The organism is Prevotella sp. P6B1, assembly GCF_000702825.1.
GTDB lineage: Bacteria > Bacteroidota > Bacteroidia > Bacteroidales > Bacteroidaceae > Prevotella.
This window is the reverse complement of sequence record NZ_JNKF01000011.1, coordinates 262,222-283,479: the sequence shown is the minus strand read 5'-3', so window position 1 is coordinate 283,479 and position 21,258 is coordinate 262,222. Positions and strand designations below refer to the sequence as shown.

The window sequence follows — 21,258 nt, the reverse complement described above, 5'->3', positions numbered from 1 at the left end:
TAATAACGCAAAGTTACAAAAAATCCCGACAGAAAGAATAATTTTACGCAATCTTAACACATATTAACCTAAAAAAGCGCTGTACCAATCGTACAGCGCTAACTTAACACCTATTCATCTAAAAAAGATTATAGCAATTTGAGCTTGTGATGGTAAGCCTTGCGCAACTTGCGCACGGCCTTATCACGAATCTGGCGGACACGCTCACGCTTCAAGTCCATATCCTCGGCTATCTCGGCCATCGTCTCGTGCTCCTGGTTAATGCCGAAGAAAGCATTGATCACACGGCGCTCGCGCTCGTCGAGCGTGGTAAGTGCATATTCCACAGCCTCTTCGATAGCTGCAGAATGCACACGCTCGTCGGCCATAGGCGCATCCTTATTCACCAGTACCGAGAGCAGACTCATATTGGCACGATGGCCCAAAGGCGCATCGACCGATACTGCCTGCGACTGCTGGCGCACCACCTCTTCCTTCACGTCCTTGGGCACCTGGTAGAGTCCGCCCTGCTGCTCGATGGCCTTCTCGATGGCCTGACGGATATAGACCACGGCAAAGTTGACGAAGCGCACGCCGCGCGTAGCATCGAACTTGCCGGCAGCCTTCATCAGTCCGATATTACCTTCACTCACCAGGTCCTCCATTGCCACGCCCTGACCTTTGTACTGACGCGCCACAGAGACCACGAACTTCAGGTTTGCCTCAATCAGTTTCGACAGCGCGCGATCATCGCCCTTGGCTATACGCTCCGCCAACTGACGCTCCTCGGCATCGCTGAGCAGCTCCTCCTTCCCTATTTCATCAAGATATCTGTTTAATGCTGAATCTTCCATTTCATTCTCTTTTTGTTTGCAAAGATACGAAAGTATTTCGATAAATACAAAAAAAAGAAGAGAAAACCTTTCATATATAAACAAGAAACCCTGGCCTGCATGAGCAAGTCAGGGTTTTTCTACATATTAGGAAGCGTCATCCTTATGACACCTCAATGGCCTTCGTCACTTTCTCCTTCGGTTCGGTCTTCGGCATCGTGATGGTCAGGATGCCGTCCTCCACCTTGGCAGAAATCTTGTCGCGTACTACATCATCTGGAAGTATGTAGTTCTGCTCATAATTCGAGTAGCTGAACTCACGGCGCAGATAATGACGGTGACTGTCCTCATGCTTGTGTTCCTGTTTGTTCTCAATAGCGATGGTGAGGTTGCCCTCGTCATTGATACCTACACGGCAATATTCTTTCTTAATGCCTGGAGCTGCAAGTTCCATCGTGTAGGCCTTCTCACTCTCCTTGACATTGACTGCAGGTGCTGTACTGTTGGCACGAGGCATAAAATCAGTGTTAAAGAAATCATCAAACATTGTTGGGAACCAACTGTTGCTTTTCATTAATCCGTTCAACATAACTTTTACCTCCTAATTATATTTTTAGTTTAACTTAATTGTTCTTGATCGCTTCGGCTTATTTGCTTCAGCTTTCACTTACTGAAAAGCAAAGTACATGCCTACAGGAAAAAGCGCTCGTTACCTTGTCAAGATGGCAAGGATTTTAAACTCGCTTAAACGATACTGACAATCCCTTAAACTCAATTAAACATGACTGACATTTCTTTAAACTCCCTTAAACATTGACCAGAAATTCTGTCAGTCTTCAAGTCCAAAACTCTTTCTCGCCAGTCTGTTCCATCTCACCCTGGCACTTGGGACAGGTATGCCCATCCCACACTCTGATTTTATCGCTGCCGCATTGCAAACAGAGCCTGCCTACTTCGCTTCTATAGGAAGGTGCCACATCGGCGATAATCCCACCCACCACGATGTTTTGGATGCTCTTGCAGTCAGGACACGACACGGCACGTATCTCTTGGCGGAAGAGTCCTCTGCCTTCGTACACCTCGGCTTCGTAGCCACATTTCTTACAGCGATATTTGAGTTTCCAAGCCATTATAATAAAGCAATCAAAGCAATTTGAGCCAACAATATCAATGGCAACCCGTACTTGAATTTCAAGTGCATCGTTTTATGGTGCCAGACCTGCATACCTAAGAGTGCACCTATAGTGCCGCCAACAACAGCCAGCATCAGGAGAGTGGCTTCGGATATACGCCATTTTCCATGCTTGGCTTTCCACTTGTCCCATCCGTAGACAACGAAAGTCAGGACATTGATGCCAACGAGTATATATTTTATCGTCTCTGTCACGCTCATATCAGGGACAAAGTTAGTAATAATTGAGAAAATAACGTATTATTTTGCCATTTATTCAGCTATTATATGTGATTTTTTGTAACTTTGCCTCCCAAAAGGATATAATAATGAATACATTCTTTCAAACTCTTGCCGCAATCAGCGGTCCAATAGCAGGCATTTTAGCCTACATGCTCATAGAAGGTAAGCGCAAAGCGAAAACGAGAGCAAAAGCCGATAACGAACCAGAGACAATGCTTGATGACATAAGCTACATTCAAGAGATAAAACACCAGCATGGAAATGTAGGAAATGTGGTGTGGCAACAATATGATATTCTGTTAGCTGCACAGCACTATGACTGGTGGACTATGGTAGATTGGGCTGCCTACATGGAGTCGGCCGACATTAACATGATAGAAAGCGTCGTAGTTGCAGATTTAGCTGAAGCTATAGGAACAGAGCTTGTCCATGTGTACAACCAGGACAAAGTGGGACTGAAAAACTTTGAGAAGTTGAAAGAAGAACAGGCAAGACTAAGCATATACGGTCATAGTCACACATTAAACAGTTCTGTGCAAATCGTGTGGTTCAACCAAACGAGAGTGTTAAGAGTCATCACGCTTATTGATGATGAGATATACATCACGAAATATGTGGAAACCCTCATTAGAAGAACATTTGGCACCAAAGATGCCATGAAACTGGCTAAACCCATACCCAAAGAATGACACTCCGCGAACTCATAAACTCAGTTGATGCAGAGCACTATAGCAAATCAACGCTATTCCAAAAGCTCATCAGCACCAAGCCGGAATATGGCGCAAGCAGACATATTCAGGTGGCCGAAGCCTTAAGCTAATCTTTTTTTCTGGAATCTTTCGCCAACGAAGCCTTGTCCAACCTCGCCTGCAATGAGGTCAAAAGGCTGAAATAGCGGTGGTGTTGGAGACAAATCATCATTGGGATTCTGGCGTAACTCGTGCCAAACGGCTTTCTTGGCAGAAGTGGCAAAGTAAAGCACATGCCCTTCCTGCTTCATAATTTGAAAGATGCGTAACTTTGGCAGATTGCCCTCGCTGGTTGCAAGGGCAATCTCTTTGTGGTCTTTCAGAAACTGAATAGCTTTGTCGAACATCTCGATTACCATTTCAGTTCTTCCTGCAGGATAGTTCCATCGGTCATGGGGCTGTCAGCCTCAGTGAAGGCATTGGCCTTGTACTGGATGCAGAGCATAGTCAGGTTCTCGCTGCCTGTGTTCTTCAGCGCACGCTTACCATCGGGAGCCACACGTATAATAGAACCCTCGCTGACAGGGAAAATCTCACCATCCACCTGATACTGGCCTTCGCCCTTCAGGATAATGTAAAGTTCCTCGTGAGTCTTGTGGGTGTGCAGGAAACCGCTGTCCTGACCAGGAACGAGTGTCTGGAAACTCAGTTCGCTGCCTGTAGCACCTACGGCCTGACCTGCGAACACCTTACCTTGAATGGTTACATTGGGGCCCATCGGAAGCACGTGCTCGATAATCTCACTCATCTTACCTACGCTTACTGCGCTATAATTCTTACCACTCTTAATTGTCTCAATCTGTTTCATAATTCTTATTCGTTTAAAATGTTATTTGTTCGTTTTGACGCTGACAATGATGCGATTAAGCGAGAGCAGAGCCAAACTCGTTTGAGCTCTGCCGAGCGTGAGCATCATCGCGACCAGTTCTTAACTGGGCGCAAAGGTACGGCAAGTTTTTCATTCCCACAAGAAGGCACTTTTAGGTGACATAGTTACCAAAAAGTAGGAATTAGGATGTTATCGGACTCCCGTGAATGTAGCGTTAACTTAGATTAACTAAGTATAATTTGGTAATTCAGTAACTATTTGTTACCTTTGCCGTGTAAACACGGCGAGGACAGGCTGCACCTCAGCAATTCGAGCAAGCTCGATTGCATTCGGTTTGCACTATCCTTGCGACAAAATCTATAGTTATGGCAGATATCAAAGCAGAGTATTTAGCCTGTCCTATCAGGCAAGTAGTGAGTCGTTTCGGCGACAAGTGGTCAATGTTGGTACTCTATATGCTCCACACCAACGAGACTGGTGTATTGCGCTTTAATGAGATCCGCCGACTGATGACGGACTGCTCTCAGAAGATGCTTTCGCAGACCCTGAAGAATCTGGAGCAGAGCCATCTCGTTCATCGTAAGGTCTATCCGGAGGTTCCACCCCGAGTGGAGTATTCCCTGACAGAGACAGGCAAATCGCTGATGCCAGCACTTACGGCTCTGATAGCTTGGGGCAAGGAGCATTTCAATGAAGTGGTAACAGATTAAAAGTATGCTACTACCCAAATTCATCATCACAATGGACGGTGTTTTCCGTCTGGGAATGGTTGAACAGCATAAGGACTTGCTGTAACCGGGCGACCAATGCATTGGCGGTGGCTACTACGCTTTCGACTTCATATCAAACCGAATCATCCTATCTATCTGGCGCATGCAGGACGAAATCCGAACGGTTAAGTCGCTGCCTTTTGCCTAAAAAACAAAGGTGACAGCCTCTTTCGAGTCTATCACCTTTACCATTTGTTGTGATTCCGGCGGAATTATACCCTATATTGATTATCAGCACGTTACAAGTTGATTTGATACTTCTTGGACAAGTGTATCAAGATTCATTTTTGAGAATTCCACTTGCTTCGTGTGAATATCAGTTAAATAGTTCAAAAAATCAGTTTCCAGAAGTACCTCTGTACCCTCCACCCTTTCAAAATCTTTATTTATTAATTGATTGATTAGATGGACATTGCAAAGGTAAGCAATTTTTTTGATACAGCCAAATTATCTGTATCATTTTATTGATTGATTAGTTAATATTTGTTTTATTATTTGATTAATTGGTTAAAGACTTGATTGATTGATACAATTTCTTTTATGGTCACAACTTGGTTGACAGCTATATCTATATCTTTGCATCGCGATTCAAAATGAACTCGCCATGCACAAGCATGCATAATACAAACTTAACATTATAAATATATGGTAAAACAATATTTTTCAATCAAAGGAAGTAGCTGGGATTCCCAGTTGAGTACGAGAATCATCAAGTCTGTTGTTACACCTTATTAAATATAAAGAAATGATTACGGGAAATCCACTTGATACTGCTCACGCTCTGAAGGCTGGTGATACAGCTTTGGTAACATTCAATGACTACAAGAAACTCAGATCATTTCAAGTACAGCTATCTGATTATAACATTCTTGTGGCCAAGAAGCTGAATCTTTTCATTCATATTTCTACAAAAAAACATCTGCTACAGGCATATCTGGTTGCTACTACAGCGGATGAAAGGGAGGCCGAGTTGAAAGATTCTAGTTTAATACGTGAATGGCGTAAAAAAATCCCTGAGGAATGGCTGAGACTATAACTGCACCAATAGAAGATATTCTGAGTATTACAGAAGCAGCAGAGGTCTGTAAGATATCCACATGGGGTATGTACAAGAGAGTTGAAAGAGGTGAAATAACAGCTCATCATGTTGGGAGAAGAATATATTTTCTTAAAAGTGAGTTGTTTGAGTATATCCGACAATTATAGAAATTACCTTTAACTGGGAAGTCCCTGTTCCCGTCCTCTGTGAAGACCACGGCACAGGGCATTTTTCATATTTCAAATTCTATTTAGCTATGAGATATATAATTCAGAAAGTAAAAGGAAAGATTCTTTTCAAGGTGAAAGACATTCCTGCAGAGGGAAATAGAGTTATCACCCAGAAGGAAAAATCTGCGATTCTTGAAGACGGATATTCTATACTCTTCCATCATCCGAATATAAAAGAAATAGTAATTAACGAAGAATTGACAGAAAATGTATAAACCAATAATTAGAAAAGATAAAGACCAAAGAGGGAGAATCACATTGACCTTCAACGACGGTCAGATAGAGTCTCACATGTGGTTCGACGACGAGAGCCAGTTCCAGGGATTTGTATTCGTATTAGGAATGATGATCTCCTCAGGAGCAAACTCTTTCGGATGCATTATAGACACATCTTCAGAAGTGCATTTAGATGGTCAGATTGTGGAGGAACATGACTATGAGGAAAAGAGCTAGGGAAAGAGTATCAAAACAGACAACTGACCAAGGTTCTATCATCCTGACTTTCGATGGCAAGACCCATTCGGAAAGAATGACCTTCGAGGATGAAGAGGAATACCAGAAATTTCTGGTACTAATGCAGTTTGGCATAGTAGCTTTTAAAGCTGGAGAATGCAGTATATTGTAACAGCAATCAACAATCTTACCGGTGAGCGTGAGGCAGTTTCGTCCCCACGCTCTTGGTCTTCTGCAAATGCTTTGATGGAGAAGCATAAAGCCATTTCCAGATACAAGCGACAACAGCCATGGTCCAAATTCAAAGTCACAAAATACGAGGAAAAGCAGTCACCAGATTCATTCAAATCTGACAATGACTGAATATTATTTTGTACCAATCACTAAAAGAAATGAAGCACGATAGAAATATCCAATCTATAGTAGATCAGTTCTGGCAATCGCTTGAAAATGCGAATGAAGAGCTGAATAGTTTTATCACATCAGGAATGCCGTCAACAACAGAGAAGCGACATAAACCATTTGTAAAAAAATGGAATGTGATGAAAGAAAAGGCCGAGATGCTGTGCGACCAAATAGAGCAATCTAGCCTGAGCGTCGATCCTGTCGAAATAAGTCTTCCATGGTCTAGTCAGGAGTTCTCTTCCCATTGGCAGATGTGGAAGGATTATCTTTTAGAGCAGCATAACAGACGGATGAAAAGCCGGATGGAATATGCAGCACTCGCACAGTTAAAAGCAATCAGCGAAGACAGCGAAGATAAAGCTATCGAATATCTTCAATATGCAATGGCTGGAGGATATCAGAAGTTCTTCAAAGTTACAGAAAAGAGTTACGAACAGCCGACAATATCAGGAGTGAAGAGCGATGGGGACTATTGATCAGAAAAGGATGGATAAGTTGGTTAACGATGCCATTGAGAAAAAGAACAAGGATTATTATGAGTACTCAAGAAATCTGAATATATGGCACTGTGCTTCTCTGAGCAAAAAGAACTTCTGGCAGCTTCTGAAGGCTAATGCAGAAACATTCATGGCCGAACGCGGTATATTCAGAAGCTTTATCGTGGACGACGATAATAAAGAGATTATTCACCAGATGTGGCTCTATGCTACAGGCTCAAAGGACTGCAAATGGGACATTAACAAAGGCATATATATAGGGGGAAAAGTAGGATGTGGTAAGACTATTCTGATGCGCTCATTCTGCGAGATTCTGCATTTTATCTCAGGTAACACGGTAGAAATGATACCCGCTCCAGAGTTGTGCTATAAGATATCCGAAAAGGGATACGATTCTTTCGCTTCCCGTCCACTCTTTATTGATGAAGTTGGTCGCGAACCAATGGAGATGAAAGCATTTGGCAACACGATACACCCAATTAAAGAATTAATCGCAATACGCTACAACAAGGGAGCCAGAACTTTTTTTACTTCAAATTTCAAGATTACCTCACTATCCAAATGGCGTGATGAAAAAGGGAATCTTGTAGGTTATGGACAGGATATAGGCGACCGTATACGTGAGATGATGAACATAGTAGAAATGACTGGCGAAAGCCGACGTGAATATAATACGATATGACCAAGAAAATTCGCAAACAGCTCACAGCTACAGCTTCTTCCGACCGTATTCATAACCGTCTTGACGAGGTCAAGGAATGGCTTAATATGAACTATATAGTCCGGGTAAATCTTCTCGACCGGACTAAGGTGTCACTCAGTCCTACTCCTGAGTGTTCATACCATTATATGCATCCTATTACAGAGGATGACATTTTTCTTCATGCATATGCTGATGAACTTCCTGTTTCACAGAAGGTTCTGAAGTTACTTCTTTCAAGCCCCAATCAGATGGAATCTTTCAATCCCATACGCGACTATTTAGATTCTCTTCATGGTAAATACATTGGACCCTCCCAGATAGACCTACTCAGTTCTTCATTGCATGTGGTTGTCGGTAGTCCTGAGAGGGCAAGCCGGATATTTCGTAAATGGCTGATAGCTGCTGCAGCATGCGCCCTGGGCATACGCCAGAATGACGTAGCTCTTGGACTGGTTGGAGAAAAGGCTGGTATTGGTAAGACTACCTTCTTTGAAATGTTGGTTCCACCCTGTCTAAGGGAATACTACCAGGTTGCACAGAAAGACGAGCGTCTATTCCAAATGCCACTAGGGTTCGTACAGCGATTTATCCTCAATTTCGACGAGTTTGCAGCCATCAAAAAGAGTAATGAGGAAGACTTTAAACAGTTAATGTCATCCAGTGTTATCGAAGTAAAGCGACAAGGCTCTCGGTACTCTGAGAAAGCTCCTCGTGTTGCCTCCGTCTGCTTTACCTCAAACAAGAATCATAGAATGGGGGGATTTATAAGGATCCCTGACAAAGGTCTGATGCGACGACTTGCTGTGATAGAGGTCGACGGTTTTGATGATTATCGCGCCTCTCTAGATGTTGACCAGCTTTGGGCAGAAGCTGTTATGCTGCTCGATGGTGGATTTAATCCGACCTGGTCGCAAGAAGAGTACGACGAATTCGTTAACGAGAATCGCCAGTATGTATGCGAGTCCAATGCCCTTCGTCTGCTGAAACTCCACTATCGCAAGCCCAGGGAGAATGAAAAGGGAGTGTTTATGACAGCAAAGGATATTGTCGAGCAGCTGAAGGAACGTCGCAAGCTCTCTTCAGTCACTCAGCAAGTGACAGAAGTGACGGTTGGTCAGGCCCTGTCTATCCTCAACTTCACCCCCCACTCTTCCCGCAACAAGAATGGTGACCCAAGGTATGGTTACGACATCATTCCTATGTTCGACCAAAGTTAGTTGATCATATGTTATTTTAGATTTTTGCGAGTTGCGGGGCTGTGAAGTCCTGCAACTCTTTTTTTAAAAAAAACTTTTTTTTCGCATGCCCCTTTTTATATATAAATAAGTTCTCGCTTTCGTGAAATCTTCAAAAATGAAGATTGTGAGATAAAAACAAGGCGCAAGAAAAAAGAATTTGCTTCGTGAATAGCATACTACAGTTACTACATACACTTGAAAAAGTGTCACAATTATCTCACATAGAGGAATTTCATTGTAGTACCCTCCCCAAAGTATAGGAAACGAAAAGTAGCAAAAAGAAGAGTTACTACAAGTTACTACAAATGTTGGGTTACTACACCAAAAATCACTCAGTTCTCGGATAAACAGGGGATTTCAGTACGTTGTAGTATGTAGTACCCATAAAATTGATGTTTATATTTATTTCGTATAGTATTCGCTCTACGAAAAAGCCCCGTCTTGCACTATTTGAAATGCAAGTCGGGGCATTATTATAATTTGTCTGAATGACAAATTATGATTTGCTCGAGTCCTCTATATCGGAATTTGAATCCCTGACACAGAAGATATCTTCATAGGTAAATGAACTCTTTGCAGCCTCAAAGCTTCCGTTCCCGTCAGTTGAATAGCCACCATCGGCATCAAACTGTCGTGAATCCCACATAAGCACCAGTCTGTCCATAGGCTCCAGTCCACATCTTTCTGCGTAGTGCAGGCGTGCCTCTTCTGAGAAAGGGCGTATGAGTAATGCACAAATATATACATCTACGCACTTGCGATGTGGGTCTGCACAAATGGTAATCTGCGCATCCCAAAATCCATAATCTGGATGACGGGTGTCCCATATTACCTTGTTATGTGCATAGATGTCATAGGTTTTGTATGCCTGCACCATAATGTCACGCATGCCTATAGCTGGCAATTTTCCCATGAATCTTGGTTTCCATACTCGGACGGTTACACCGTTCATTTCAATCTCTGCTGTCCGGACGTAATGTTCCAGAATCAGCCACTTCTTACTCAACTTTTTCATCTCTATATGAATATGTTAGCGTATGTGTAATTCCTCCACACTGATAGCCCGTGGAGGTTAGGCTTTAAAAATCAAAGATCTCTGGCTGCAAAGATATAAATAAAAAATGGTACTGCATCATCTTTTTACAAAAAATCTTTCCGACTTCAATTAAGGTTTCGGCTTTTTTATATTTTGTTGTGAAAGTTTGATTTGTTGTCTTTTGGTTATATCGCTGATTTTTAGTATCTTTGCATCAAAATCAATAAGTATTACTATAATGAGTCAGTTCTGTATTTACTTAAAAATGCCTACCTATCTCCGACAGTGGCTTATCCATCGTCATGGAGGATGTGAACCGATTTCACTAGTTCGTGGTTCAGCTGAAAGCGACTTCCTGAAAAAATCCACAGTCAAGCTTCCTGATGGTATAATTCCTCCTACACAACAGGAAGGAGAAGTTGCAATCGCCATACCATACTACAAAAGCCATGACCCTCGTACATACAATTATCTCTCTGACATAGGAAAGAACTGTCTGCTGCAGATGCTGAAGAATGACTTTAAAGTCGACCTCTGGGAATATCTTCACGACATCGACCGGTGTGGCAGCGAACTTAATGCTCTGATTTATCAGTTCATGGAACTTCGAGGTATCAAGGAAGATGGTACCACGTCCGATTCTATTAAAAAGATCTATCAGAGAAAGAAAAACTGTTTCAGAACCATACAAAAGAGAAAAAACTTCAAAAATCATTCCGACTTCAAATAGATTTTCGGCTTTTTCCGTTTTTGTTGGAATTGTTTGATTTGTTTGAACTGTTTGAATTATGAATTGTATTTCATTGCCTGGCATCATTGCCATAAGTTATATGCCCTGTAGCAATCTGCCTGCGGACTTGATATACCAGGTCCTGGCAGACTACCCAGTCACCATTAGCGGCTCGGCAACTCCAATATCCATTAAGTCCATACCTGTATGCGAACTTGAAGAGTCCCCAGACAATAATACACCCACAGAGAAGGTAAAGCTCATCTTTACCACACTTGACACGCTACCTACCAGTACACCACTGGCATTCCTGATATCGACAGTTAACAACAAGCACTATATTATAGGTACGCACGAAAGGCTTTACCCTACAATAAAGTGCTCTTCAAGCACTTCGAAGCCTGATGGTGAAGCTGCATCTGTAAAATATGAAGTTTCATTCACCGCTCGTAAGGCGCTGATTCCATACACAGTGTAGTTTCTTTCGTCTTTTTCACGGAATTTATCTGTATATATCTTTGTGCCATAATTCAAAATTATTATGGCAACAACCAACACAGAAACTAACTATCACCTTCACCTGAAAGGCTTCGTCGGAGGTTATGACTTCGATGCGGACTATGTGGACTACATTCTCTCCAAGAATAAAGGGGAAGAGGTTTATGTCCTGATTGACTCGCTGGGAGGCAGGTCAAACACCGCCCTATCCATCTTCTCGGCATTTAAGCGCCATGGAAATGTCAATGTGCATTTCGTGGGTATGAATGCAAGTGCAGCCACAATCGCATCTCTCGGAGCCAAGCACATCACCATGGACTCGTCAGCCATGTACCTTGTTCATAAATGTAGCGTAGGCTTCTTCGAATGGGGACAGCTCAACTCTGACGGCCTACAGGCGCTCATCGACAATATCGAGCACCAGAAAGCCGACCTCGATAAACTGGATGCCAACATCGCCCAGATGTATGCCACCCGATGTAAGAAAGAGAAGAAAGATCTTCTCGAACTGATGAAGGTCGGAGGATGGCTCACAGCCCAGGAGGCCCTCGCGTGGGGTTTTGTGGACGAACTGACTGACTACGAGGAAGAAGAGCCTCCCGTACTCACCGACACAATGGCCAGTGCCATGTCTGCAGCAGGAATTCCGGTTCCTGACATGCCTAGAATGCACCTGACCTCACTGGAGCAGTCTACATTCACAAAGTTCATGAGCGCACTTACCCAGTATTTCACACATTCCAAGAAATCCGAACTTTTTAATTCTCAATCCATAAACCCAATGAAAAAAATCTTCAAATCCATCTGTGCCATTCTCTCTTGTGAACACTTCATGAGTATGGATGGCAAGATCACACTTTCCGATGCCCAGTTGGACACTATTGAATCAGCCATCAGCGCGGACAAACAGACCATCAGCGACTTGAAAGAACAGATTCAGACACTAACATCTGAGAAGCAGGCCCTCTCAGATGTAAACACACAGCTGCAGGCCGAAGTCAGCGAACTCAAAAAGAAGCCTGCTGACACGACTGCACAGGTTGTCAACGACAAACACAACCAGCAGCCTGCGGAGAAGTCTGATGCTGAGCAGTACTTCGAGTCACGAGCTAATGCGCAGGCTTTGTTTGACGAGCTTCCTTAACCATTTTCTTAAAATCTAAACATCAACCATCAAACCTTATCATTATTTATGGCAGGAAAACTTTCATTCACTCTTGAGGAGTATCAGGATGCGGCCCGTAAGTACCGCAAAGATCTCCTTATGCTGCCCATTATCGGCATTCAGGACACACTCAAATTCATGACCGGTCGTCCTGGCATCCGATACAAGGAAAGCGTGGCAGCACTCAACGGCAACGCACAGTTCGCCCCGTACAAGCCCGCACGCCGTTCGAACTTCAATCTGGACATGGATTTCCGAACCTTAGAGACATTCTTCGGTTCTGTAGTTGCCCAGTTCGAACCGAACAGCGCCATCTCCACCCTTCTTGGAGCCATCGGCGACACAAAGGGCGACGGACAGATGCAGGCTCCTACAGCCAAGCATGTGCTGGCATTGATCGCCAAGTCGCTGTCCGAGAATCTGAACAACGCTATCTGGGCAGGTAAACGCAATGCCTCAGGTGATACCACTCTCGATCTCTTCGATGGTTTTGATACCATCACCGACCAGGAAATCGAGGACGGAAAGATTGCCAAGGAAGAAGGCAACTATATGAAGTTCACCGACGAGGTTACCACCGCTAATGCCGTGGATATCGCCAAGGCGGTTCTCTTCTCCCTGGATCCTCACCTTCGCGCACAGACATGTTATATGTACTGTTCGCAGGACTTCGCTGACAAGTACAACGAGGGCTACCTTCTGACACATGCAGGTATCAACTATAACAATCAGTATAATCAGACCGCCGTTGAAGGCTCTAACGGCAAGTTGATCCTCTGCCCGCTGGCAAATAAGGCTGACTCTAAGTTTATCCACGTAAGCCCCAAGATTAACATGCTTGTTGGTTACGACCAGATGGGTGATACAGAGAATGTCATGGTCAAGGAGTACGAGCCATTCATCCTCTCGTATATCGCCACCATGTTCTTCGGCTGTCAGTTCGAGTCTATCGACAAGCGTCGCTTGAAAGTAGTTGAGTTAGGCTCTAAGCCATCAAGCAACAATAGTTCTGACGACTCAGGAAATAGCGACTAACCAAATTCAAAACTCCATAGACGATTTCTTATTAATTCTTCCAATTTCTCAGGGATGCCAGCACCTGTGAAGGCTCTGGCTCCCATTTTACAAGATTCATTAACCCTTTAAACAATTAATATTTATGCCTGACTGTTCATCAGTACAAAGATCGCTCGCATGGTGCCAAGGGCGCCCCGAGCTGCCCGGCGTTAAGCGCCGAATTTACTATATCTCAAAATACGATATCCTACAGTGGCCAGTTCTCCAGCATGATGCTAACGGACGTCTCATCTCTGCTGCATATACAGGCGACTTCGTTCTAAGAGCTGATACCAGCTGGAAGTTCATCGACATCATCTCTGACAAGTCACAGCTGACATCTGAGGCTCAGGGCGAATACCCATCACAGACACAGTTGAACAAACTGGTAGCAGTTCATCCTGGTGTTGAAGCAGAAGCATCAGCAGCTGCAGCATATCTGAACAACAATGACAACGTGTTCCTTGTTGAGGATATGCGTGGTGCAGTCCGTGTTGTTGGTTCGGACAAATGGCCAACAAAGACGACTGTTGCCCAGGATCTCGGACAGGGTGCTACAGGTTCCACCTCTACTACCATCAACGTAGAAGCCACTGACGAGTGCCCTGCTCCTTTCTATACAGGAAAGATTGTCACCGACGACGGTACATTTACACCTAATCCAAACCCTAATCCAGCCACTGGTGGAGATAATAGCTCTGGCAGTGGCAACAACAGTGGGAATAGTGGTAGCGGCAACAATTCTTCAGAACCAATCTATGACGGTACCGTCGTAATCAACGGCCAGTCACGCTCCATCACTAAAGGCAGTACAATCAGTATTACAGGGAATCTGACTTCAATGAAGTTCACTGGTACAAACATGTCATACCTCTCATACAAGGCAGGTAATGAGATGGAGACCGAGATTGAAATTAATACTGCAGGCACATCAGCTACTTGCAATGATGTAATCACCGCTCCTAAGACGGTTAAGATTTACCGTGAGGAAGGCACAGGCAACAACAGAACAGACGTACTCTGGTTCACAATCAACTTGACTTCTTCAAGTAGCTCTGGTGGTAACACTGGAGGAAACACTTCTGGAGGAAACACTTCTGGAGGAAACACTTCTGGAGGGAACACTTCTGGAGGGAACACTTCTGGAGGGAACACTTCTGGAGGGAACACTTCTGGAGGGAACACCAGCGGCACAAGCACCGTTGTAATTGGCAATGCTCAATACAATGAAGCATACGTCAATGGCGACAAGATTGACCCTTCTTTAGGTACAATTACAGTCTACAACACATTCTCTTCTCTCAAAGTTACCGGTGTCAACATGAGCCGCGTTGCACTCTGGGTAAGAGGAGAAGACGACGATGCTGGTATCCCGATGAATGCCGACGGTACAGAAGCCACATGGGGAAACAACGACTATAACATAATTCAAGCACCTAATACCATTGATGTTTATGCCGGTTCTAAGAAATGGTTCACCATCAATGTAGTATCTGGGTCAACCGAAGACTAATCAAAGAAGTAGTATTAAATAGTCATTAGAGTATGCGCACTCCAATAGATATGGGCGACCTGCTATCAGAGATAGAAGTCCCTGATATCGGGAGTGCGCAGCTCGCATTGAAAGATATTCAGGCCAAGCGCGAGCAAGATATCTTTGCTGAGCAGAAGCGCAAAGGATGGGATAAGACGGTGGAAGCGCGTTGCGACTTCACACCGCGCCCTCGCCTGACACGGCGCTCTGGACTCTTCTTTCTCTCATATTGGCAGAAGTCTGTATATGGTCGTACGCTCACAGAAATTAAGGCAGATGACACAATGGTGCTTTTCTTTGCCACCACCATGGTAGCATACATCAATGACGTCATCGGTCCGGATCTTTCAAAAGGTAGCTGGTGTATCATCACCACACCCAAACGTCGCCACCTCGTGAAGAATTTTGCTACACGTATCTCCGAGGCCATTGCCGCCCGCCTCTCCATCCCGTTCTACGAGGATGTTTGTTCCTGCAGGACAAAGCAGCGAGTGGGCGCCATCTTCGACGTGAACATCGTTCCTGACGAGCAGAATATAATCTGTTTTGACGACTTCGTTACAACAGGGCAGACACTTCAAGCAATGAAAAAAGCACTTGAGCCATTCAATAAGAACTTGCTGTTTTTCAGCGGTATAAACAATAAACTATAAAGTAAATTATAAGCCAACTATATGAAACAAGACCCCAATTTTACAGCCACCCTTCAGACATGGATGAATACACCTGACCATCAAAAGGACTGGGCAGAAGGAGCACTCCTTTTACTCCAGCTTTCGGGTAATCGAATCATGTACCATAACATATCTATTAATCCAAAAGGAAAGGCAGAATTCATCAAAGGTCAGCTACAGAAATACCTGGATTTTCGCCTTCAGAAACTCACCAAGGATCAGGTGAATGAAATGCAATCTGAAGTCGACGAAATCGTAAATAAGGTCATTAAGCCTGCCTACAATTCCAGTTCAGAAGGCTCCAATAAATCTGAAGAATTTGCAGAATTCAAGGCAGGAAAAAGAGCTGACCATGACACTTTGCCTGAAGAGATTCAGGCACTCTACGTAGAGAATCTGGACATTATTCATCGTATGCGCGAGCTGCATCTGAAGCTGCGCACACTCAGCCTCGATAACGCCACCTGTCCTGACAGCGAGCGTTACCCGTTCCTCAAGGAAATCATCGCTCTCGATAAGAAGCGCGTTCAGAACTGGGACATCTACGACCACTTCATTTCCGGTACTCCAGTAACAGTCGCAGCTCCAGCATCCGAAAAGGCAGATTCTCCCGTATCTGACCTTACTTCCGAGGAGCCAGACAAGGAGTCCACTCCTTCAGAGGCAAAGCCTAAGAAGAAGGCTGCTACTAAGCGTACCACAAAGAAGACCTCTAAGAAAGCATGAAGCGTACCGCATCCATGGCTGACGTTGTGAAACCACTCTCTGAGTGCCCTTCACAAGCCTATCTCTCCAATGCCGTTCAGGTAGCAGACCTACTTGAATGGATTCTGGAGCAGGTAGGCACAGCCAAGGTGTGGCAGACTTCATTCTCTATTTCCGAGGAGTTCCTGCGCCGACTGTTTTTCATAGAAAAATCAGGGCGCGTCAGCGAGTTCAACCTGGTTCTTGACCATAAGGCCACAAACAAAACACTGAAGCTCTGGTCATTCATGACACAGGTAATTCAGCGTACCTTCCTCACTGACAATCACTCGAAGATTCTGCTGGTACAGGCTGAGTCTGGCGCTACAGTCTCAGTCATTACCTCACAGAATCTGACCCGAGGAAATCGCCACGAGTCTGCTTTCATCTCTACTGATAAGGCGATTTTCGCCACGCTCCACGCAGAGGTTACTGATTTAATCAATAATCACAGCGTTCCGCTTTACGACCTATTCATTCAACGAATCCAAGACCAATAAGCCATCATGACTACAGTAGAATACACCGAAGAAATGCTCAATCAAGTTGAGCAATACGCCTCTATCTATCTAAAGATTTCAGATATAGCCGTACTTTTCGACATCCCCGCCGAGCAGCTCCGCGAGGATATTGCCGATCGTTCTACTGAAGTCAGCAAGCGTTACCACAAGGGCAAAGCCGCTTCTAAGGTAAAGCTGCTGCATCAGGAAATGCAATTAGCTTACGTAGGTTCTCCCCTCGCCCTCGAGAATGCCCAGAAGAATCTCATGGATATGGAGGATGATGAGTAATGCCACTACCCAGTATCATAGATATCGCCCGAGCTGACCTCTACACCCAGCGTGAAGACTTAGAGGCCAAGTATGCTATCACACAGGTTGACCACATTATCCGCCTGCGTGATATGGTCACTTGGTGCATCTCGAACTGCGACGCTAAGGACCGCCAGTTCGTGGATGAAATCATGCAGCGTTATGGCATCTCCAAGGTCACTGCCTACGCTGACCTAAAAATCGTGAAGTCCCTTCTTCCTAATCTGTCAGAGGCCTCACGCGACTATCACCGTTGGCGCTATAACGAGATGATACTGGAAACATATCAGATGGCGAAAAAGCGCAAGGATACTAAGACAATGGAGAAAGCGGCCACCTCGTATGCTAAGTACAACCGCATCGATGTCGAAGACGAGACTGCAGTACCTTATCACATGATAGTAGTGCAGCCCTTCTTCCCCACCACCGACCCACGTGTGGTTGGTATCAATCCCGTACCTAACATCGACGAGCGTATCAAGAAGCTCACCAAGGAGCTGGGCGCTTCTAACCCTGATACGCTGAATATCGAGTACGAGGAAGCCGACATGAATTTTGAAGAGATTTTCGACGAAAAGCCCCAAGAATAGCAAAAAATTCCTTTCTCTCTTGCATTTCTCAAAATAATTCCCTATATTTGCCCAAAAAAGAAAGGAGCATAATATGATTATATTGACTTTCCTACTTATAGCTTATCTCATTCGGAAGAAATATCTTCCAGAGGAAGCTACTACTTGGGATAAGATTCTATATTATGCTTTCTCTGTAGTACTCACGCCTTTATTAGGTCCATGGTTCTTAAAGAAATTAACAGCCGCAAGTAATAAGAACAGAGAAAACAACAAATCAGAGGAATATGGCTGTACTTTCCCTGATTTTATGTAACTAATACAGGAAGGAAGAAGTAAGTGATGAAAGGGTTATTAATTATACTTGGAGCTTGCATTATCGGACTATTTATAGGTTTGATTGATCGCAATGAGAATCCTAAAAAACCTTGGAAGCCAAAGAAAAAGAATTTCTTTGAAAGACTGGGTGAAACAGGAGATCCTGTACATTTTAGTAAAAGAAAGAAATGATTTACATATTTGGAATAGTATTCTTTATAGGTATAGTGCTTGCAATAATTAGAGCCGAGCCTGAGGAAAAGAAGCCGCGAAAGCGCAAGAAAAAGAACTGGTGGTTTCAGAATCACAATTGGCGCGGTCCACTTCCGCCACCAATGATATAGCGTAAGTATCTTTCTACTACCGATACGTAATACTTACCTTTGCCTCAAAAGCAAAGGTATTATTATGTCCACACAATCCCCCCATACAAACCCAGAACTCCTGAAGCAATGAGACAATGAAGCCCGTAAGCACGAAAAGCGCGTGTACTTCAACAAGCCCCAGCTGATGGCACAGTACATCGGCGCTCTTCCCCTTTTTTTCTGCATTTTCCATATAAACCTTTGGCTAATTAAATGGATTTATATACCTTTGCACTCGTTTAATATAAACCAAGGTTCTAACAAGTTATTTATCAATGAAAGAATTAAATTCTCGAATAGACGAAGAAGAGAGCGACTACGAGTTTATCGGTCGCAAATATATACTGGATGATGACGAGATTCCTTTCGAGGTAAGGATGAAGTACATTCTCAAGGCTTATAGAAAAGACCAAGATAAATGGGCGAGGTTTTACATTGAAGCCAAGAAAGTTCAAGAGAATGCGTCAGAAACGAAGAGAAAACTGAAAGAGGCGAGAGTAAGAATCATGCAATTAGAACAAGACCTTAAGCGTTGTAAACAGTCTAAGAGCCAATCAGCGATTCTTGAGTCTCGTATGGTTTCTTCACTTCTCTCAGAAAATAAATTATCTGATTTTAAGAGTATTATTGAAAAGCAGAATGATTATATCAATGTGCTACAAGAGCTCCTTTTCAAGAACAACGTAGCATATCCTCCTAACAAAATTAAGATTTAACAAGGCATAATAAAAGAGTGACGATGTAGATAATTGGCGGTTGTTACCAAGTATCGATTTGAACAATATTCCATGTCTTTCTTCGTCTTGTCAGTAAAACATACCTTTGCCCAAAAAGCAAAGGTATTTTTATGTCCACACAATCACCCCATACTAGCCCCGAACTCCTAAAGCAATGGGACATCGAAGCCCGTAAACACGAGAAGCGTGTATACTTCAACAAGCCACAGCTGATGGCACAGTACATCGGTGCCAAGACAACTGTCATTGTTGCTGGTCGTCGTACTGGTAAAACAGACTCTATCGCCTCGCCATTCGTTCTGCGTAATATGCAGCGAATGCCCGGTTCCACTGGGGGAATTGTGGTTCCGACATTCAAACACGGCCTGACAAACACCATCCCCGGCTTGCTCGCAGCATGGAAGCGCTGGGGGTATCTCAACGGTATCCACTACGTCGTTGGTCGCAAGCCCCCGAAGTCTTTTGCCAAGCCTATTACCGAGCCGGCTGACTATGAGCACGTCATCACCTTCTACAACGGCTCTATCGCGGTCATAATTTCTCAGGATCGACCTGGTTCTTCGAACTCTCTGACGCTTTCTTGGTTGCTCATTGACGAGGCCAAGTTCATTGACTACAACAAGCTAAAAGACGAAACACTCCCTGCAAACGGCGGAATTCGCTCATATTTCGGCCATCATTCTTTCAACCATGCCATGATGGTCCTCTCCGATATGCCACAGACCCAGAAAGGTTCCTGGTTCCTGCATTATCGGGAGAAGATGGATCCCCAGCTTATCGAGACGATTCAGGGTACCATCTACAAGATTTGGGAGACAAAGGAGCGGATTGCTCGTCTGAAAGAGCAGCATCAGCCAATCCCTCAGTACCTGAAGGGCTACTTGAAATGGCTCGACCAGTCGCTGAACAAGTTCCGCTCTGTGGCGGTGTACTACAAGGAGTACAGCACCATTGAGAATCTGCAGCTCCTGGGCGAAGAGTATCTGCGTCAGATGAAGCGTGACTTGACACCCAAGACCTTTCAGACCTCCATTCTTTGCCAGCGTATCGGCATCACACACGACGGTTTCTACTCGTCGATGCAGGAGCATCACAAGTATGACGCCTCTAACTTTGCATACCTCGACGAACTCGGTTACGACAAGATCCTGAAAGAGACAAGCCAACAGAACTACGACATCAAGGCTGCTTCACAATTCAGCACCCTCGGCTCTCAGCTTGACAGCCGTGCCGATGAAGACGTTAACCCTCTGGCCCCGATTTGTATTGGCATGGATTACAATGCTAATATCAACTGGATTGTAGCAGGCCAGCCTTCGGGCAACCGCCTGAACATCCTAAAGTCCTTCTACGTCAAGTTCGAGCGCAAGATTCCCGCTTTGGTCGATGATTTCTGCGCGTACTACGCTTATCATCAGAACAAGACGGTCATCTTCTATTACGACGCCACAGCGCTTGGCTCGAACTATGCCGTGAACGACCAGGACTTCCGCTATGTCGTCGTCCATGAGTTTGAGCGCCACGGGTGGCAAGTACAGGATGTGTACCTGGGCAACCCTATGCGCCACGATGAGAAATATCTTCTCATCAACCAGGGCTTTGCTGGCAAGCAGCGCCTCATGCCGTTCTTCAACCGCCAGAACAATGATGACCTTATCCTCGCCATCCAGTCTGCCGGTGTCGAACGCGGACGCCTCGGCTTCCATAAGAACAAGTCTATGGAGAAGCAGCCTGAGTCTGAAGAGGACTTGCTGGAGCATCGTACCGACGGCACCGACGCCTTCGATACACTCTACATCGGCTGTGAGAAATTCCCGCAGCACGACGTCTACCCCATCGCCCTCGGTGGAGTTTTATAAAAAAATGCCAAAAATTGCTCTA

Annotated in this window: 29 protein-coding genes and 1 pseudogene; 22 read left to right on the top strand and 8 right to left on the bottom strand. The window is 44.5% G+C overall.

Going from position 1 to position 21,258, the window contains the following annotated elements:
• Positions 1-128: 128 nt before the first annotated feature.
• From T495_RS0105300 to T495_RS0105285, 4 genes are all read right to left on the bottom strand, one after another.
• A complete protein-coding gene (locus T495_RS0105300; RefSeq protein ID WP_051523196.1) occupies positions 129-833 on the bottom strand; it encodes an RNA polymerase sigma factor RpoD/SigA in 705 nt (234 codons plus the stop codon).
• Positions 834-975: 142 nt separating this feature from the next.
• Complete coding sequence (locus T495_RS0105295; RefSeq protein ID WP_028904601.1) at positions 976-1,401, bottom strand: Hsp20/alpha crystallin family protein; 426 nt, start codon at positions 1,399-1,401, stop codon at positions 976-978.
• Positions 1,402-1,648: 247 nt separating this feature from the next.
• The gene (locus T495_RS0105290; RefSeq protein WP_028904602.1) at positions 1,649-1,942 is read right to left on the bottom strand and encodes a hypothetical protein; all 294 of its coding nucleotides are present in this window, start codon (positions 1,940-1,942) and stop codon (positions 1,649-1,651) included.
• Positions 1,942-2,205 carry a DUF1294 domain-containing protein gene (locus T495_RS0105285; protein ID WP_028904603.1) on the bottom strand — a complete coding sequence of 88 codons (264 nt, stop codon included), beginning with the start codon at positions 2,203-2,205 and terminating at the stop codon, positions 1,942-1,944. The genes T495_RS0105290 and T495_RS0105285 overlap by 1 nt, the downstream gene beginning before the upstream one ends.
• 107 nt (positions 2,206-2,312) lie before the next feature.
• Between T495_RS0105285 and T495_RS0105280 the strand changes: the two genes are divergently transcribed.
• Entirely contained in the window at positions 2,313-2,915 is a 603-nt protein-coding gene (locus T495_RS0105280; protein WP_051523197.1) for a hypothetical protein, read from the top strand.
• 122 nt (positions 2,916-3,037) lie between these two features.
• Here T495_RS0105280 and T495_RS0105275 read toward each other — a convergent pair whose 3' ends face one another.
• Complete coding sequence (locus T495_RS0105275) at positions 3,038-3,334, bottom strand: pyridoxamine 5'-phosphate oxidase family protein (RefSeq protein WP_028904605.1); 297 nt, start codon at positions 3,332-3,334, stop codon at positions 3,038-3,040.
• Positions 3,328-3,783, bottom strand: coding sequence for a cupin domain-containing protein (locus tag T495_RS0105270; protein WP_028904606.1), 456 nt, complete (start codon positions 3,781-3,783; stop codon positions 3,328-3,330). Before T495_RS0105270 ends, T495_RS0105275 begins: the two co-directional genes overlap by 7 nt.
• A 386-nt stretch (positions 3,784-4,169) precedes the next feature.
• Between T495_RS0105270 and T495_RS0105265 the strand changes: the two genes are divergently transcribed.
• From T495_RS0105265 to T495_RS0105225, 8 genes are all read left to right on the top strand, one after another.
• Positions 4,170-4,514 carry a helix-turn-helix domain-containing protein gene (locus T495_RS0105265; RefSeq protein WP_028904607.1) on the top strand — a complete coding sequence of 115 codons (345 nt, stop codon included), beginning with the start codon at positions 4,170-4,172 and terminating at the stop codon, positions 4,512-4,514.
• 805 nt (positions 4,515-5,319) lie between these two features.
• The gene (locus tag T495_RS0105260; protein ID WP_033147873.1) at positions 5,320-5,610 is read left to right on the top strand and encodes a hypothetical protein; all 291 of its coding nucleotides are present in this window, start codon (positions 5,320-5,322) and stop codon (positions 5,608-5,610) included.
• A complete protein-coding gene (locus T495_RS16340; protein WP_081832025.1) occupies positions 5,595-5,780 on the top strand; it encodes a helix-turn-helix domain-containing protein in 186 nt (61 codons plus the stop codon). The genes T495_RS0105260 and T495_RS16340 overlap by 16 nt, the downstream gene beginning before the upstream one ends.
• An 89-nt stretch (positions 5,781-5,869) precedes the next feature.
• Entirely contained in the window at positions 5,870-6,058 is a 189-nt protein-coding gene (locus tag T495_RS0105255; protein ID WP_033147872.1) for a hypothetical protein, read from the top strand.
• Positions 6,059-6,101: 43 nt separating this feature from the next.
• On the top strand, positions 6,102-6,296 hold the full coding sequence (locus T495_RS0105250; protein ID WP_197020347.1) for a hypothetical protein: 195 nt from the start codon (positions 6,102-6,104) through the stop codon (positions 6,294-6,296).
• A 392-nt stretch (positions 6,297-6,688) separates the two neighbouring features.
• Positions 6,689-7,177, top strand: coding sequence for a hypothetical protein (locus T495_RS0105235; RefSeq protein ID WP_033147868.1), 489 nt, complete (start codon positions 6,689-6,691; stop codon positions 7,175-7,177).
• Positions 7,178-7,187: 10 nt separating this feature from the next.
• Positions 7,188-7,880: a hypothetical protein gene (locus tag T495_RS0105230; RefSeq protein ID WP_033147867.1), complete on the top strand. Its 693-nt coding sequence runs from the start codon at positions 7,188-7,190 to the stop codon at positions 7,878-7,880.
• A gap of 365 nt (positions 7,881-8,245) precedes the next feature.
• A complete protein-coding gene (locus T495_RS0105225) occupies positions 8,246-9,118 on the top strand; it encodes a VapE domain-containing protein (RefSeq protein ID WP_197020346.1) in 873 nt (290 codons plus the stop codon).
• A gap of 644 nt (positions 9,119-9,762) precedes the next feature.
• Here the strand turns inward: T495_RS0105225 and T495_RS16335 are convergent.
• Positions 9,763-9,942: pseudogene (locus T495_RS16335) on the bottom strand (hypothetical protein); the annotation flags it as partial.
• A 498-nt stretch (positions 9,943-10,440) separates the two neighbouring features.
• Here T495_RS16335 and T495_RS0105215 point away from each other — a divergent pair.
• The 4 genes from T495_RS0105215 to T495_RS0105200 all read left to right on the top strand — a co-directional run bounded on the left by T495_RS0105215 (position 10,441) and on the right by T495_RS0105200 (position 13,603).
• Positions 10,441-10,905, top strand: a complete 465-nt coding sequence (locus T495_RS0105215) for a hypothetical protein (protein WP_155993460.1) — start codon at positions 10,441-10,443, stop codon at positions 10,903-10,905.
• A gap of 58 nt (positions 10,906-10,963) precedes the next feature.
• Complete coding sequence (locus T495_RS0105210) at positions 10,964-11,383, top strand: hypothetical protein (protein ID WP_033147863.1); 420 nt, start codon at positions 10,964-10,966, stop codon at positions 11,381-11,383.
• A gap of 63 nt (positions 11,384-11,446) precedes the next feature.
• On the top strand, positions 11,447-12,547 hold the full coding sequence (locus T495_RS0105205; protein WP_033147862.1) for an ATP-dependent Clp protease proteolytic subunit: 1,101 nt from the start codon (positions 11,447-11,449) through the stop codon (positions 12,545-12,547).
• A gap of 48 nt (positions 12,548-12,595) precedes the next feature.
• Positions 12,596-13,603 carry a hypothetical protein gene (locus T495_RS0105200; RefSeq protein ID WP_231495058.1) on the top strand — a complete coding sequence of 336 codons (1,008 nt, stop codon included), beginning with the start codon at positions 12,596-12,598 and terminating at the stop codon, positions 13,601-13,603.
• A gap of 1,052 nt (positions 13,604-14,655) precedes the next feature.
• Here the strand turns inward: T495_RS0105200 and T495_RS16330 are convergent.
• Positions 14,656-14,859, bottom strand: coding sequence for a pentapeptide repeat-containing protein (locus T495_RS16330; RefSeq protein WP_081832041.1), 204 nt, complete (start codon positions 14,857-14,859; stop codon positions 14,656-14,658).
• A gap of 310 nt (positions 14,860-15,169) precedes the next feature.
• On the opposite strand from T495_RS16330, the gene T495_RS0105185 reads away from it, so the two are divergent.
• The 9 genes from T495_RS0105185 to T495_RS0105145 all read left to right on the top strand — a co-directional run bounded on the left by T495_RS0105185 (position 15,170) and on the right by T495_RS0105145 (position 21,236).
• Entirely contained in the window at positions 15,170-15,811 is a 642-nt protein-coding gene (locus T495_RS0105185) for a hypothetical protein (RefSeq protein ID WP_033147861.1), read from the top strand.
• A 21-nt stretch (positions 15,812-15,832) separates the two neighbouring features.
• A complete protein-coding gene (locus tag T495_RS0105180) occupies positions 15,833-16,558 on the top strand; it encodes a hypothetical protein (protein WP_155993458.1) in 726 nt (241 codons plus the stop codon).
• Positions 16,555-17,076: a hypothetical protein gene (locus T495_RS0105175; RefSeq protein ID WP_051651865.1), complete on the top strand. Its 522-nt coding sequence runs from the start codon at positions 16,555-16,557 to the stop codon at positions 17,074-17,076. Before T495_RS0105180 ends, T495_RS0105175 begins: the two co-directional genes overlap by 4 nt.
• Before the next feature lie 6 nt (positions 17,077-17,082).
• On the top strand, positions 17,083-17,367 hold the full coding sequence (locus tag T495_RS0105170) for a hypothetical protein (RefSeq protein WP_033147859.1): 285 nt from the start codon (positions 17,083-17,085) through the stop codon (positions 17,365-17,367).
• A complete protein-coding gene (locus T495_RS0105165) occupies positions 17,367-17,978 on the top strand; it encodes a hypothetical protein (protein ID WP_033147858.1) in 612 nt (203 codons plus the stop codon). The genes T495_RS0105170 and T495_RS0105165 overlap by 1 nt, the downstream gene beginning before the upstream one ends.
• Before the next feature lie 73 nt (positions 17,979-18,051).
• Positions 18,052-18,273 carry a hypothetical protein gene (locus T495_RS0105160; RefSeq protein ID WP_033147857.1) on the top strand — a complete coding sequence of 74 codons (222 nt, stop codon included), beginning with the start codon at positions 18,052-18,054 and terminating at the stop codon, positions 18,271-18,273.
• A gap of 26 nt (positions 18,274-18,299) precedes the next feature.
• Positions 18,300-18,467, top strand: a complete 168-nt coding sequence (locus T495_RS15825; protein WP_155993456.1) for a hypothetical protein — start codon at positions 18,300-18,302, stop codon at positions 18,465-18,467.
• A 448-nt stretch (positions 18,468-18,915) separates the two neighbouring features.
• Complete coding sequence (locus T495_RS0105150) at positions 18,916-19,356, top strand: hypothetical protein (protein ID WP_033147855.1); 441 nt, start codon at positions 18,916-18,918, stop codon at positions 19,354-19,356.
• Positions 19,357-19,487: 131 nt separating this feature from the next.
• On the top strand, positions 19,488-21,236 hold the full coding sequence (locus T495_RS0105145; protein ID WP_051651864.1) for a hypothetical protein: 1,749 nt from the start codon (positions 19,488-19,490) through the stop codon (positions 21,234-21,236).
• Positions 21,237-21,258 lie beyond the last annotated feature (22 nt).